The following is a 13,317-nucleotide window of genomic DNA, read 5'->3' as shown; positions in this document are numbered from 1 at the left end:
GCTGAGCCGTTGGTACTCCCTCACCGATGCGACCGGAGGCAGCAGCCGCGCGCCGCGATGCCCAGGCACACGCCGCCGAGCCACTTGTCCTGCGTGATGCGTGCCCAGAACAGGCCACGCTGCGGGGACGGCTGCGGATGGCCGGTGTGGTCGGGAGTGATCGCCCCGGCGTGATCGAGGATCGTCAGCATCTGGCGCTCGTCCACGACGGTGTCCGGGGTGGCGTAGAGCGGTTCGAGGTGGTCGCCGAGCGAGGCTTCGAGGGACCCGCCGCCGGTCAGCGCGACGCGCGCCTGCTCGTCTTGTCCTCGTACATCGCCGCGTCCGCAGCAGCGAGTGCCTCCGCGGGGGTCGTCGGTCCGCTGAACGACACGACGCCGACGCTCGCGTGGACGTCGTGGGTGCCCGACCCTCCGACGATCGTCGTGCGGGCCGCACGCCGGAGCCGGTTGGTCCACACCGCGAGCGCCGCCGGGCCGGCGGGCAGCACGGCGGCGACGACGAACTCGTCGCCGCCCAGGCGCCCGTGCAGGTCCCCCACCCGGCCGACCATGAGGAGCGCTCCGGCGAACTGGCGCAGGGCGTCGTCCCCCGCGGCGTGGCCGAGCGTGTCGTTCACCTGCTTGAACCCGTCGAGGTCGCAGAACCCGACCGCGATCTGATCGAGGCCCGGGCGGACGTCGGCCGACGCGAGGACGAGCCAGCGCTCGATGCCGCGCCGGTTGAACAGCCCCGTCAGCGGGTCCCGCAGCGCGAGGTCGTCGAGCTCCGAGAGGCGGGACTCGAGGTCGGCGGCACGCTGCTGCTCGGCCGCCGCGCTGGCCTGGGCGGCGATCTGCTGACCGATGAGCACGGCGAACATCTGCATCGTCGCGAGGTTGCGGGGGTCGACCTCCACGGTGCTGCCGCTCGCGCCGCACAGCGTGCCGATGACGGTCGAGTCCGCATCCATCACCGGGACGCTCACATAGGTGCGGATCCCGAGCGCCTGCGCCGCGGCGGAGTCTCCCCAGACCGACGGGACGTCCGTCGTGCACGCCCGGCCCTCCTCCAGCGAGCGCCGGCACAGCGTGTCCGACCAGTCGAAGGCCGCGTCCTCCGGGATCGTCATCTCGGCCGTGTTCAGCGCGTAGAGGATCCGTTGCTCGTCCGCCTCCCAGTCGACCGCGGTGAGGTACGTCGAGTCGAGACCGGTCGCAGCCTGCAGCATCTCCAGCAGGGGGCGGGTGAGACCTTCGAGGGTCCCGCTCTCCGCGACCGCACCGGCGACGCGCTCGAGCTCGCTCGCGCCCGGCGCCGTCTGGAGTTCGGTCGACGCGGGGCGCAGGAGCGCGCTGACGTACTCGGCGACGGTCTGCAGGGTCGCGACGACCCTGTCCTCGATCACCGAGACGGCTGACGACGACGCGCAGCACAACGTCCCGACGACGGCACCGTCGACGAGCAGCGGCACGCCGGCGTACGCACCGACGTCGAACAGCGCCGCGTGGGGGTGCGCCGCGAGCCCGGCGTCCGCCCGCACGTCGGCGACGACCGGGCCGGCACTGCCGGTGATGAACTGGTGGCAGAGCGTCTGCTCGACGGGGTGGCTCGTGCCCACGGGCACGGGAGTCACCCCGGGCGCGTGCGCGACGTGCGTGATGACGCGCTCCCCCGCGTCGAGCTCGCCGACGAAAGCGACCTCCATGCCGAGCTCCTCGAGCAGCAGCCCCAGGGCCCGCTCGATGCGGGCGGACGACGGGCCGGAAGCCTCTCCCAGGACGGATCGCAGGACAGGGCGTGTCGGGCTCGGCACGTTCATGCCCCGATCATCTCATCACCGGGCCGCGCACCCCCGGCCGAACAGCGAGGCCGCCTGCAGGAGGTCATGAGCGACGGCCTCGGGCCGCTCCGTCGCCGCGAAGTGTCCGCCCCGCTCGTGCGTGGTCCACTGCACGACGTCGTAGAACCGGCGGGCCAGCGCCTCCGGTGGCACCCCGATGTCCCTCGGGAAGATCGAGAACGCGGCGCGGGGCTTCTCCGCCACAGCGCCCCACCGCTGTTCACCCTCGGCCGCTCCCGCGGGGGCGTCCTGGGACCAGTCGGTGGCACCTTCGTCCGCGCCCCACCCGGACTCGTCCCAGTCGGTCTGGTCGTCGGCGTACAGCCTGAGCCCCGACCACGCGGTTCCGGTCAGCCAGGTCAGCGCCGTGAGCCCGACGACGTCCTCGGGGTCGACGTCATCGCTGAGCGCGTCGAACTTGTCAGCGATCCAGGCCAGGAGCCCCACGGGCGAGTCGGTGAGACCGTAGGCGAGGGTGAGCGGTTCGGCGGACTGGACCGTGAAGTAGACGGCCTTCTCCATCCACGCGTCCGAGGCCTCGTAGAAGGCGCGCTCCTCGGCGTCGAGCGAGTCCCGGTCGACGAGGAACTGCTTCGGGAACGGGATGTCCGTCAGGTGGAGACCGGCGACCTCGTCGGGGTGCGACGTCGCGATCTCGTCCGCGACGATGCTGCCGAAGTCCCCGCCGTGGAGCACGTAGCGTGTGAGACCCAGCTCGACCAGCGCCGCGTGGACGCGCTCCCTGGCGGTTCCCACGGTCAGGGGTTCGTCGGGTTGCCCGGAGAAGGCGAAGCCGGGCAGGGACGGCACGATGACGTCGTGACCGGCCTGCGTGAGCAGAGGGATGAGCTTGCGGTAGCGCAGGAACGTGTCGGGCCATCCGTGCAGCAGGACGATCGGCAGTCCCGTGGGGTGCTCAGCCCGGGCGCGCACGAGGTGCAGCGGGTAGTCGCCGTCGTCGTGGACGAGGTGCTCGAGCTGGTCCAGCGACGCGGCGAAGTCGCTCCACCGGAACGTCTCACGCCAGTAGGTGACGAGCTCGCGCACGCGGTCCACGGCGATGCCGTGGCCGTCGAGACCGGCGGGGACGTTGGGCCAGAGCGTGGTCGCCAGCCGCTCCCCGAGGAGGGTGATGCGAGCGGGATCGATGCGGATGTGGAACGGGGAGAGAGGCACGGTGAACTCCTTCGGTGTGCCCCCAGTGTCTCGGGTGGCCCTCGCTCCGGTCTTGAACGATGTGGCCACCCGGACCTACAGCCCGGAGAGGATCTCCCGCGGCGTCCGGCCCACCAGGGCGCGGAGAGAGCGGGTGAGGTGCGCCTGGTCGCTGTACCCGGCCCGCTCCACGACCTCACCGATACCCGTCCCGTCGCTGAGCATCGTGAACGCGGCGCGGGCGCGGGCCATGCCGGCGATCTGCTGACGGTTGAGCCCGGTGACCTGGAGCACCTGCCGGCGCAGGGTCCGGCCACCCTGCGGTCCACTCCCGGAGAGCGCGAGCGCCACCGCCGGTTCTGTCGACAGCACGCCCCCCGCGACGAGGTCGTCGACGAGCTCCCCGAGGTGGTGCTCGTCCGGGATCGGATGATCGCGCTCTCCCAGCCGGAACGTCAGCGGGGTCGACGGAAGGACCTGCACTTGCTCGAACGAGGACTTCGGGAGAGCGCGCAGGAACACGTGCGCCTGCAGCTCGACGCCCCAGAACCGGTCACCGGCCAGCATCTCGAAGCGCTGAGGGTGCGCGGCGGGACCGACGAGCTCGACGCGCACGCCGTTCGCCGTCGAGCCGAACCCGAGCCCCCAGAACTCCGTCGCCGGTTGGGTCCACCAGCCGCCCGTCGTCGTCTCGACCGACCAGGCGCACCGGACCTCGGCCTGAGGCAGCTCCCACTCCCGGTACATGGCCCCATTCTCGTCGAGTCCTCGTGCGCGTCGCCGAGACTCCGGCAGCACCCGACGTGCACCATCGGCGTCGCGTCAGTCGACGCTCCAGCCGGCCCGCGGCGTCTGCGGGAGGAGCTTCGCGAGGTCCGCCAGGACGGTGAGCCGGGCCTCGATCTCGGAGAGGCTCGCTCCGCCCTTCGCCCACCCGAGGAGGTCGGTGTGGTCGACGCGGATCCCGATGGTCCGCGCGTCGTCCCGCATGAGCCGCTCGACGACGGACGACGAGAGCAGTCGCGGCACGTCCGCGGGGTTCAGTGAGGACACGGTCCAGGCGGCGTCGAAGGCGGCGTTGCCGATGGTGATGTCGCCCCGGCCGGCGCGGGCGCGGATCTTGTCGCCCAGCCCGGCGGGCGTGAGCGTGAGGTCGCCGAGGCCTGCGGGCACGGTGAGGGTCACGACGTGCCGCGTGGTCGTCGTGCGGTTGTCCCGGGACGTCGAGGTGTCGTTGCGGTTCGACTTCACCTCGGTGATGTGCCGGAACGCGGCGGCCGGACGGCTGTCCCACTGGCCCGTGAGGACCTCCTCGGCGCGTTCGACGAGCGCGTCCTCGTCGAACGGTGGGCCCTCCCAGCGCGAGTCGTAGGTCGGGTCCTTCTCGGCGAACGTCCAGCCGCGGGACGTCGCCCACACCCGGGCCGCCTCGCGCCGTCGCTTGCGCACGAGCACCGACGCGAGGACCGCGACGACGACGAGCGGGACGATCACCCCGAAGAACAGGACGGCCGGACGGTTCGCGATCTCCGAGATGAGCTCCGTCACCGACTGGGCGTGCAGCTGGGTCAGGGGTTGGGCAAGCGACGTCGGGTGCATGTGTTCCTCGCGTGGGGGTGGTCGCGCCGTTCGCGGCGCAGCGGTCCGACCCTACGGTGCGTCAGAGGTCCTTGCGCTGGAACGACAGCGCGGCGAGTCCGAGGACGACCGCCACCCACAGGACAGCCCACGCGAGGTAGGCGGGAGCGAGGGAGTCGGCGCTGAGGAACGGGAACGCCACGGCATCGGGCCCACCGAAGGCGATGAGCGCCGTCGGGTCCTGGAACGCGTGCATCGCGCCACGCCACAGCCCGTCGGTCGGCAGGAGCACGCGGGACACCGTGCCGACCCGCTCGACGGACTCGTTGCCGAGGGACGCACCGATGCCGCCGACGACACCGGCGATCCACGTCGCACCGAACAGCCCGACGGCCACGACCCCCGACGCCATCGGCGAGATGAGCGTCGAGAGCAGCAGGGCGAGCGTGAGCAGCACGACCGTCTGCGCGGCCAGGAGCGCGAGCGCGGCCACCGGGTCAGGTGGCCAGTAGTCGACGGTCGCGAGGACGACGAGACACTGCGCGAGCCCGGCGAGCACCGCGAACACGGTGCCGAACGCGACGAGCCCGAGCCACTTGCCGAGGAGCACCGCGGGGCGGCGGACGGGCCGGGCGAGCATGGCGAGGGCGATGCCGGACTCGGTCTCCCCGGCGAGCGTCGGGCCGGCGAGGAACGCGGTGCCGAGCGCGGCAATGAGGCTGAACCCGAACATCACGAGGTTGAGGACGATCGACGCGGTGAGCCGCGCCTGGCCGCTCGTCAGCCCACCGGACTCGGCCGCGAGCCGCGAGAAGCCCCACGCGCTCAGTGCGAGGAGCAGGACGGTGAGGCCGAGGACGGCGAGGATGACCTTGCGCCTGGACGCCTCGCGGACGGTGAGGGCCGCGATGGTCAGGGCGGTGCGGACGGTGCTCATCGGTGGCCTCCCGCGTCGGGGCGTCCGTCGGTCGCGCCCGCGGGCGCTGCGGTGCCGGACGCCCCGGCGTCCTGCGGATGGCCCGCGCGCAGGATGCCGAGGAGCCGTTCCTCGAGGCTGATCCGTCCCGGCTCCACGGCGTGCACCTGGGCGCCGAGCGTCACGAGGTCCCGCACGAGGGCGGGCACGGCGGCCTCGTCGTCGTCGAGCCCGAGCATGACGGTCCACCACTCCCCCGCGTGCTCCGTGACGCCGGTCGCGGTGAGGCGCGCCTCAGCGTCGGGCGTGAGGCCGGTGAGGTGCAGCCGCACCTCGCGCTGGCCGAGCAGCTCGGCGAGCGTGCCGGACGCGGCGACCCGGCCCTGGTCGAGGATGACGACCCGGTCGCACACCCGCTCGACCTCGCCGATGAGGTGGGAGTTGAGGAGCACGGCGACCCCGCGGGAGCGCAGCTCGAGGACGATGTCCCGCACGTCGGCCCGCCCCAGGGGGTCGAGGGCGCTCGTCGGCTCGTCGAGGATGACGAGCTCAGGACGGGCGACGAGCGCCACGGCGAGGCCGAGTCGCTGCTGCATCCCCTTGGAGAACCCGCCCAGGCGGTCCCCGGTGCGCGCACCGAGCCCGACGAGCCCGAGCGTCGCCTGCTGCTCCGCGACCGGGACGTCGATCCCCGCGAGGCGGACGTGGAGCGCAAGGAGCTCGGTGGCGGTGAGCCACGGCTGGTAGCGGAAGAGCTCGGGAAGGTAGCCGACGCGGGCGCGGGCGGCGGGCTCCGACGTCGGGCGCCCGAGGAGCATGGCGTCGCCGCCGTCGGGCCGCACGAGCCCGAGGAGCATCTTGATGACGGTCGTCTTGCCGGCCCCGTTGGGCCCGAGCAGCCCGACGATCTGGCCGCGGCCGACCTCGAGGGAGACGTCGTGCACCGCGTGCCGCTTGCCGTACTGCTTGCGCAGCCCGGAGCACCAGATCGCGGGCGACGGTGGGAGGCTCGCGACGACCTCGGCCATCAGCCGAGGGTCCGCGCCACGGTGAGGAGCTCGTCGGTGCTGAGGGGCCCGCCGACGACCGTGACGACGCCGTCCTCGACCCAGACGACGGCGGCCAGCGACGCCTCGGGAACCTCGAGGACGGTGGCTGTCACGTCCCCGACGGTCGCGCTCGAGGTGGTGACGCGGTCTGCCGGGACCGGCAGCGGGAGGGTGGTGCCGTCCTCGCTGAAGGTGCGCAGCTGCGCGGCGACGTCCTCCGGGACCCCCGGGAGGGACAGCAGGTAGTCGCGGGCGGTCGCGAAGTCCACGCCGGACGACGACGCCGTGGGCGCGACGGCCCGCCCGACGACGAGCGACGGCATGCCCTGCTCCTGCGACCACGTCTGGACGACGCCCGGGCCGCCGGTCACCTGCACCTGGCTGCCGTCGAGGCCCGCGGGCGGTGCGGGGAGCGTCGTCCCGGCTGCTGCGGCGGCGTCGGCCGCGCGGTCCGCCGAGAACGTGAAGGTCGCGGTGGCCTCGTCGCCGACGAGGTAGGTCGGCGACCCCGTGACGCCCTGCGGGAGGGCGGCGAAGGTGGGCACGTCGAGGCCCGTCTCCGCCGCGGCGGTCGCGGCGTCGGGCACGGTGCGCGGCTCGTCACCACCGACGACCGTGACGTCACCGAAGGCGCTGAGGTCAGGGAGGGTGACGAGGTCCGCGGGGTCGAACGCCACGGGCGCGACCTGCTCGGTGCGGAAGACGGGCAGCCAGTCGTTGGCGGCCGCCGCGCCGGCACCGGCGACGACGCCGACCGCGAGCACGGCCGCGACCGCTGGGTGGCGCAGCACGCGACGGAGTGCCCGAGCAGCGCGTGCGGCATCGAGCGGTGCATCGAGACGCCCGAGGCAGCGGGAGCAGCCGGAGACGTGATCCCGGTCGGAGTCGGCCACGCGCGCAGGCTCGGCCGTGAGGTCGTGGAGCACGCGGTCAGAGGGATGGCGCATGACGATCTGCTCCTTGCGTCGGCAAAGCCTAGATACTGAGTCTCACCCCGGAGCTACCGATTGCCAAGGGGGGGCCTCGAGTCTGCGCCGAGGGTGTCGGTCGCCCACTCCCCCAAATGCTCGAGCAGGGGGAGGAGACGCTGACCGCCCGGGGTGAGGGCGTAGCGGACCGCGACGGGCGGGCCGGCGTCGACCTCCCGCGAGAGCAGCATGGCGTCGGTGAGCTCGGACAGGCGGTCGGAGAGGACCGCGTCGCTGATGCCGCCAACCGCGCGGCGCACCCCGGCGAAGGACAACGGCCCAGGACCGAGCGCCTTGATGATCACGGCGTTCCAGCGCTTGCCGAGGATGGTGAAGGCGAGGCTGATCGCGTCACATGCGCCCTCGCCGACCTCGTCGAGCAGGAGTGGCTGGCCGCCCACCCCGATTCGACGGTCGTGCGCCGCGACCTCGCCGCCGACCCGCTCCCCGCCACCGCATGGCAGGACGCCGTCCTCGCCGGGTTCACGCCGGAGGACCACCGCTCGGATGCACAGCAGGCGGCCGTCGCCCTCGCCGCCACCCTCGCCGACGAGGTCATCGCCGCCGACGCCCTGCTCCTCGCCATCCCCCTGTACAACTTCGGTCCGTCGCAGCACGCCAAGCTCTGGTTCGACCTCCTCGCCACGGACAGCCGCCTCGGCCCGGGCAGCACCGCACTCCAGGGTGTCCCCGCGACCCTCGTCACCAGCCAGGGCGGCAACTACGCCCCCGGCACCCCGCGCGAGGGCTGGGACCACTCGACCCCGTGGCTCCGCCGCATCCTCGCGGACGTGCTGGGTCTCGACCTGCGCGTCGTCGAGCGCCCCTTCACCCTCGTCGGGGTGAACCCCGCCCTGGACGCCTTCACGGACGTCGCCGCGGCGCTCAAGGAGAAGGCGGAGGCCGGCGCTCGTCGTGCCGGGCAGGAGATCGCAGCGCTGCGCGGGGCGCGGACCCGGGCCTGACGACCCCTGCCGAGCTCCTCATGATCCTCACGCAGGACGCGGAGCGCGCCCACCTGCAGCACGGCTGAGGAGGGCGCGGGGTTCCCCGGGGCCGGGGAGGTGCGTCACCCTGTGCGGATGGATACCTGGCTACCGCTCGTCGCCGGCGTGGGGTCCGCCGCCGTCGGCGGCTTCTACGTCGCGTTCTCGGCCGTCGTCATGCCGGCGTTGCGCCGTCGGCCCCCGCAGGACGCGATCGCGACGATGGTGGCGATCAACGAGCGAGCCGTGGGACCGGTGTTCATGCTCCTGTTCTTCGGCACCGCGGCAGCCTCGGCGACCGCACTCGTCCTCGCTCTCACGGACGACCTCTCGGCGTGGGCTGCGGCAGGAGGGGCGGGATACCTCGCGGGCTGGGCCCTGACCATGGCGGTCAACGTCCCCCTCAACACCCGGCTGGCCGCAGCCCCGGGTGCGGACGCACCGGGACGCGCCGCTCATGCGGAGGACCTCTGGCGCAGCTACGACCGGCCCTGGACGACGGCGAACCACGCCCGCGCCCTGCTCTCCCTCGCGGGCGCCGTCCTCCTACTCCTCCACACGTCCGCCGGCTGAGCGGAGACCACCACCGTGGCCATGCCGACGTCGCGCACGGACTCGCCCGGGGCGACGACCCGCGCGCCAGGGCCGACGTCGTGGCCGAGTCCGTCGACTTCTTCCTCCGGGCCTCGATGCTTTTCAGCTCTCCGGCGGGCACCTCGAGGAGCGCGTCGGCGTCGTCTGGGGAAACCCACCGTGGGCACCGGTTCTCATCGTCTGTGGTGCACGGGACGAGGGTCTCGACGGCGAGCACCTGGCCGTCGCTTACCGCCAGGCGTTCACGCGCGTCCGTGGTGTGGCTCTCACGCGCGTTCCCAGCGGAAGAGCAATGACGCGAGGGCGCCGAAGACGACGGTCATGGCGATGAGGATTCCGGTGGGCAGGAGCATGGTGGACCACGCCTCGCCTTGCCAGAGTCCTTGGATGAGGTCGGCGACGTGTCGGACCGGGGAGAAGTTCATGATCGTCTGCACACCCTCGGGCATGGTCGCGAGCGGGATGAAGGCGCCGGAGGACATCATGAGCAGCAGCATGAGGACGTTCCCGATGCCGGTGGCTGCGCCCGCTGACGGGTAGATCCCGGCGAGGGCGTAGCCGAGCGCGAGGAACGCCACCAGTCCCAGTGCTGCGGCCGCCAGCACGGCGACGAGGTTGCCCGACGGTGTGACACCGAAGACGAGCCATCCCACGGCGAGTGCGGCGATCATGCCCGTCATGCCGACCGCGAAGTTCACGGTCAGGTCTGCGGCGACGAACGTCGACGGGCGCAGTGGGGTGAGGCGCAGCCGGCGCAGCGCGCCGCTCTCGCGCAGGCTGAGCTGACCCGCGGGAACGAGCAGGACGCCGGTGATCGCCAGGACCAGAGAGGGGAAGGCCGGGAGAGTGGCCTCGATGAAGCTGCGTCCGCCGAAGACCGGGTCGGGGCCGCGGTCGAAGATCAGCCCCAGGATGAGCACGAGGAGCGGCGCGAAGAGGAACGAGAAGAAGAACCCGACCGGTTCGCGGACCTGGGACCGGAACAGGGTGGCGGTGAGCTGTCGGTAGCCGGTCATGCGGGCTCCGTGATGCGCATCTCGCGGCCGGTCAGGTTCAAGAACACGTCCTCCAGTCCAGGTGAGGTGGTGCGCACATCGGCGACGCGCACACCGCGATCGGCCAGCACCGGGAGCACCTCCTGGAGGAAGCCCCCGGTGCCATGCACGGTGAGGTGCAGCCCGTCGGAGTGCACGCTGGTCACGGCGTCGATCTCTTCCAGGTCGAGCGGTTCGGGTGCCGGCTGGCTGAGGGTCAGGCGTGCGGAAGACTCACCGGCGTGGTCGCGGATGAGCGCGGGGACGGTGTCCAGCGCGATCAGTCGGCCGTGGTCGATGATCCCGACCCGGTCACACAGGTGCTCGGCTTCCTCCATGTAGTGGGTGGTGAGGACCACGGTCGTGCCGCGGTCTCGGATGTCCTTCACCACGTCCCACATCGCCAGGCGTGCCTGCGGATCCAGCGCGGTGGTCAGCTCGTCGAGGAACACCACCTCGGGCCGGTGCAGCAGGGCCAGAGCGATGAAGACACGCTGCCGCTCGCCACCGGAGAGGCGATCGACCCTGGTCTTCTGCTTGCCTGCGATGCCCAGCGTGCCGAGCAGCTCCTCCCACGGAGCCGGATCGTCGTACAAGGCGGAGAACAGTCGCATCGCGTCTGCCACGGTGATACGCGGCAGCAACGCCGCGCTCTGCAGCTGCACACCGGTGCGAAACGTGAGCTCGTGCTGATCGGTGATCGGGTGGAGACCGAGCACGCTGATGCTGCCCGACGTCGGCTCGTCCAGTCCCTCGATGCAGTTCAGCAGCGTGGTCTTGCCGGCGCCGTTCGGGCCGATGATCCCGAGAATCTCCCCTTCCGTGACCTGGAAGGAGACATCATCGACAGCCACGACGTCTCCGAACCGACGCGTCACCGCCTCACACACCACCACACTCACGACTGATGGCCCCCACGTCCGGTGTCGTCTCCGGTGGCGCTCGGCGACCCCGGACGCGGAGGCATCGCCTGGGCGATGAAGCGGTCGAAGACGTCCTGCCGCACGATCGACATGCCCTGCTCGGCATCGGCAAGCAGCAACAGCGTGTCGCCCGGTTTGATGCCGAACAGATCACGGGCGCCCTTCGGGATGACGATCTGCCCCTTCTCACCCACCTTGACCGTGCTGGCGAACTTCCCCGGCGGTCCAGGGGGAAGATCCTCAACGTCCACGTCGCCTCCCATCGGTCATACTTTTCCCACAAGTATGACCGATGGTGGGTCGGGCTCCGCCGGGGAACCCTCGAGGCAGCTCCCCGGCTGACCTCCGGTCGCCGGTCGCGGAGTCAGCCCCGCGGGCCCCCGCCACCCGGCGGGGTCCCGTCGACGAGCCACCCCTCGCGGTAGACCTCGCGCACCGCGCCCTGCGCGTCGAGGACGACGACGTCCCCGCGCGCCCCGTCCGCGAGGTGCCCGACGTCGCTGCGTCCGAGCACCGCAGCCGGCGTGCTCGTCACCGCAGCGAGCGCGACCTCGAACGGCACTCCCGCGACGTCCGTCGCGTACCGGAGCGCGGCGTCGAGCGTCAACGTGCTGCCCGCGATCGCCCCGCCGTCCCGCAGCCGGGCCACCCGGCCGACGACGTCGACGACGAGCCCGCCGAGCGTGTACTCGCCGTCAGGCATCGCCGCAGCGGCGATCGCGTCCGTGACGAGCGCGACCCGGCCGGGACCGGCCGAGCGCACGGCGTGCGCGAGCGTCAGCGGGTGCAGGTGGACGCCGTCGGCGATGACCTCGACGACGACGCGCGGGTCCTCGAGCAGCGCGAGGACCGGCCCCGGCGCGCGGTGGTGGACGGGCGGCATCGCGTTGAACAGGTGCGTCGCGAGCCGGGCCCCGGCGTCGACGGCAGCGGTCGCCATCGTGGCGTCGGCACCCGTGTGCCCGACGGCCGCCACGGCTCCGTGCCCCACGACGCGGCGCACCGCGTCGAGGCCGCCCGGCAGCTCGGGCGCCAGTGTCACCACCCGCACGACGCCGGAGGACAGCGCGGTGTCGATGTCCGTGGGGTCCGGGTCGACGAGGAACCGGGGGTCGTGCGCGCCACGGTGGTGCGGGCTGAGCCACGGGCCCTCGAGGTGCACCCCCGCCAGCTCGCCGTCCGCGACGAGGTCGGCGAGGCCCGCGACAGCGGTGCGCAGCACGGGTACCGGCGCCGTCGTGAGGCTGCCGACGAGCGTCGTCGTGCCGTGAGCACGGTGCAGCCGGACGGCACGCAGGACGTCCTCCTCGGCGGCGAGGTCCGCGAAGCTTCCCCCTGCGCCGCCGTGGCAGTGCAGGTCGACGAACCCCGGGACGACACGGTGCCCGCGGGCGTCCCGCCGCGGCAACCCCGCCCACCGCTCCGGCACCTGACCGCTGCCCGAGCCCGCGACACGTCCACCGACGAGCGCGAGCCACCCGTCGGCGAGCACGTGGCTGCCCGTGTGGACCTCACCGCCGAGAAGGACGAGGTCGCCCCCGCGCGCCGCGAGCGGCCCCCCGGTCATCGCGCCAACCCGTCCTGTGCCGCCGCGAGCACCTGGGAGCGGGCGAACGCGCGGGCACGCTCGACCCGCGCGTCGAGCCCGTCGGCGCACCCGGCAGGCAACGCGTCCACCGGCCACCACGCCACGTCGGTGCTCTCCGGGCTCACCGCCACCGGGTCAGCCGGGTCTGCCACGACGACGAACCCGACGTCGATGTGCCAGGCGCACGCGCCGAAGCCGCCGCCGAGGGCGTGCCGGTCGATGTCGGCGGGGGCCCGCGACGGCACGGCGAACCGCTCGAGGCCCGTCTCCTCCCGCAGCTCCCGGAGCGCCCCAGCGAGGAGGCTGTCGTCCTCCGGGTCGGTGTGCCCACCGGGCTGCACCCAGAAGCGTCCTTTGCGGTGGTAGCACAGGAGGGTGCTCGTCAGTCCGGCGTCGAAGACGATCGTGCTGCCGGTGAGGTGCTCGGGGATGGTCCGCGAGAGGGCGGCGGCCCCGTGCTCGACGAGGTGCGCGATCGCCCGGGCCCGCGCCCGCTCCTGCTCCGCGGTCGCCGGCTCGAGGGTGCGGAGCGTGTCCAGCACGTGTGCCGGAGCGTCGGACGAGGAGGGCCGTGGACTCGTGAGGACCATGACCCCAGCCAACCACGAGAGCTCGCGGAGCAGGAGGAGCAGCCGTCCGCCCACGTGTGGACCACCGCCCGTGTCCACCGCACCTGCGTGCGAACCAGCCATCATCGGTGGCGC

Annotated in this window: 16 protein-coding genes; 2 read left to right on the top strand and 14 right to left on the bottom strand. The window is 72.7% G+C overall.

Features of this window, described 5'->3' with window-relative positions; all coding sequences use genetic code 11:
• Nucleotides 1–20: 20 nt before the first annotated feature.
• The 9 genes from AC54T1_RS03690 to AC54T1_RS03650 all read right to left on the bottom strand — a co-directional run bounded on the left by AC54T1_RS03690 (nucleotide 21) and on the right by AC54T1_RS03650 (nucleotide 7,889).
• The gene (locus tag AC54T1_RS03690; RefSeq protein ID WP_496911074.1) at nucleotides 21–191 is read right to left on the bottom strand and encodes a hypothetical protein; all 171 of its coding nucleotides are present in this window, start codon (nucleotides 189–191) and stop codon (nucleotides 21–23) included.
• Nucleotides 192–277: 86 nt separating this feature from the next.
• Nucleotides 278–1,801, bottom strand: coding sequence for a sensor domain-containing diguanylate cyclase (locus AC54T1_RS03685; RefSeq protein WP_496911073.1), 1,524 nt, complete (start codon nucleotides 1,799–1,801; stop codon nucleotides 278–280).
• 15 nt (nucleotides 1,802–1,816) lie between these two features.
• Nucleotides 1,817–2,998 (bottom strand): epoxide hydrolase family protein, encoded by a 1,182-nt coding sequence (locus tag AC54T1_RS03680; RefSeq protein WP_496911072.1) that lies wholly within the window; start codon nucleotides 2,996–2,998, stop codon nucleotides 1,817–1,819.
• Nucleotides 2,999–3,073: 75 nt separating this feature from the next.
• Nucleotides 3,074–3,724, bottom strand: a complete 651-nt coding sequence (locus tag AC54T1_RS03675; RefSeq protein WP_496911071.1) for an AraC family transcriptional regulator — start codon at nucleotides 3,722–3,724, stop codon at nucleotides 3,074–3,076.
• A gap of 75 nt (nucleotides 3,725–3,799) precedes the next feature.
• The gene (locus tag AC54T1_RS03670) at nucleotides 3,800–4,576 is read right to left on the bottom strand and encodes a hypothetical protein (protein ID WP_496911070.1); all 777 of its coding nucleotides are present in this window, start codon (nucleotides 4,574–4,576) and stop codon (nucleotides 3,800–3,802) included.
• Nucleotides 4,577–4,637: 61 nt separating this feature from the next.
• Nucleotides 4,638–5,492 (bottom strand): ABC transporter permease subunit, encoded by an 855-nt coding sequence (locus AC54T1_RS03665; RefSeq protein WP_484343975.1) that lies wholly within the window; start codon nucleotides 5,490–5,492, stop codon nucleotides 4,638–4,640.
• Nucleotides 5,489–6,499 carry an ABC transporter ATP-binding protein gene (locus AC54T1_RS03660; RefSeq protein WP_496911069.1) on the bottom strand — a complete coding sequence of 337 codons (1,011 nt, stop codon included), beginning with the start codon at nucleotides 6,497–6,499 and terminating at the stop codon, nucleotides 5,489–5,491. Before AC54T1_RS03660 ends, AC54T1_RS03665 begins: the two co-directional genes overlap by 4 nt.
• The gene (locus tag AC54T1_RS03655) at nucleotides 6,499–7,467 is read right to left on the bottom strand and encodes a hypothetical protein (RefSeq protein WP_496911068.1); all 969 of its coding nucleotides are present in this window, start codon (nucleotides 7,465–7,467) and stop codon (nucleotides 6,499–6,501) included. The genes AC54T1_RS03660 and AC54T1_RS03655 overlap by 1 nt, the downstream gene beginning before the upstream one ends.
• A gap of 53 nt (nucleotides 7,468–7,520) precedes the next feature.
• Nucleotides 7,521–7,889 (bottom strand): winged helix-turn-helix transcriptional regulator, encoded by a 369-nt coding sequence (locus AC54T1_RS03650; protein ID WP_496911260.1) that lies wholly within the window; start codon nucleotides 7,887–7,889, stop codon nucleotides 7,521–7,523.
• On the opposite strand from AC54T1_RS03650, the gene AC54T1_RS03645 reads away from it, so the two are divergent.
• Nucleotides 7,878–8,453: an NAD(P)H-dependent oxidoreductase gene (locus tag AC54T1_RS03645; RefSeq protein WP_496911259.1), complete on the top strand. Its 576-nt coding sequence runs from the start codon at nucleotides 7,878–7,880 to the stop codon at nucleotides 8,451–8,453. The genes AC54T1_RS03650 and AC54T1_RS03645 overlap by 12 nt on opposite strands.
• 117 nt (nucleotides 8,454–8,570) lie before the next feature.
• The gene (locus AC54T1_RS03640) at nucleotides 8,571–9,047 is read left to right on the top strand and encodes an anthrone oxygenase family protein (protein WP_496911067.1); all 477 of its coding nucleotides are present in this window, start codon (nucleotides 8,571–8,573) and stop codon (nucleotides 9,045–9,047) included.
• Nucleotides 9,048–9,334: 287 nt separating this feature from the next.
• On the opposite strand, the gene AC54T1_RS03635 is transcribed toward AC54T1_RS03640, so the two are convergent.
• The 5 genes from AC54T1_RS03635 to AC54T1_RS03615 all read right to left on the bottom strand — a co-directional run bounded on the left by AC54T1_RS03635 (nucleotide 9,335) and on the right by AC54T1_RS03615 (nucleotide 13,308).
• A complete protein-coding gene (locus AC54T1_RS03635) occupies nucleotides 9,335–10,084 on the bottom strand; it encodes an ABC transporter permease (RefSeq protein WP_496911066.1) in 750 nt (249 codons plus the stop codon).
• The gene (locus AC54T1_RS03630) at nucleotides 10,081–10,956 is read right to left on the bottom strand and encodes an ABC transporter ATP-binding protein (RefSeq protein ID WP_496911065.1); all 876 of its coding nucleotides are present in this window, start codon (nucleotides 10,954–10,956) and stop codon (nucleotides 10,081–10,083) included. Before AC54T1_RS03630 ends, AC54T1_RS03635 begins: the two co-directional genes overlap by 4 nt.
• 44 nt (nucleotides 10,957–11,000) lie before the next feature.
• Nucleotides 11,001–11,288, bottom strand: a complete 288-nt coding sequence (locus tag AC54T1_RS03625; RefSeq protein ID WP_496911064.1) for an AbrB/MazE/SpoVT family DNA-binding domain-containing protein — start codon at nucleotides 11,286–11,288, stop codon at nucleotides 11,001–11,003.
• Between the two features lie 101 nt (nucleotides 11,289–11,389).
• On the bottom strand, nucleotides 11,390–12,592 hold the full coding sequence (locus AC54T1_RS03620; RefSeq protein WP_496911063.1) for an N-acetylglucosamine-6-phosphate deacetylase: 1,203 nt from the start codon (nucleotides 12,590–12,592) through the stop codon (nucleotides 11,390–11,392).
• A complete protein-coding gene (locus AC54T1_RS03615) occupies nucleotides 12,589–13,308 on the bottom strand; it encodes an NUDIX hydrolase (RefSeq protein ID WP_496911062.1) in 720 nt (239 codons plus the stop codon). Before AC54T1_RS03615 ends, AC54T1_RS03620 begins: the two co-directional genes overlap by 4 nt.
• Nucleotides 13,309–13,317 lie beyond the last annotated feature (9 nt).

The sequence above is a fragment of the Sanguibacter sp. Z41_6 genome (assembly GCF_059621145.1).
The sequence above is the reverse complement of the archived record's forward strand: the minus strand, read 5'-3'. Positions and strand labels throughout refer to the sequence as shown.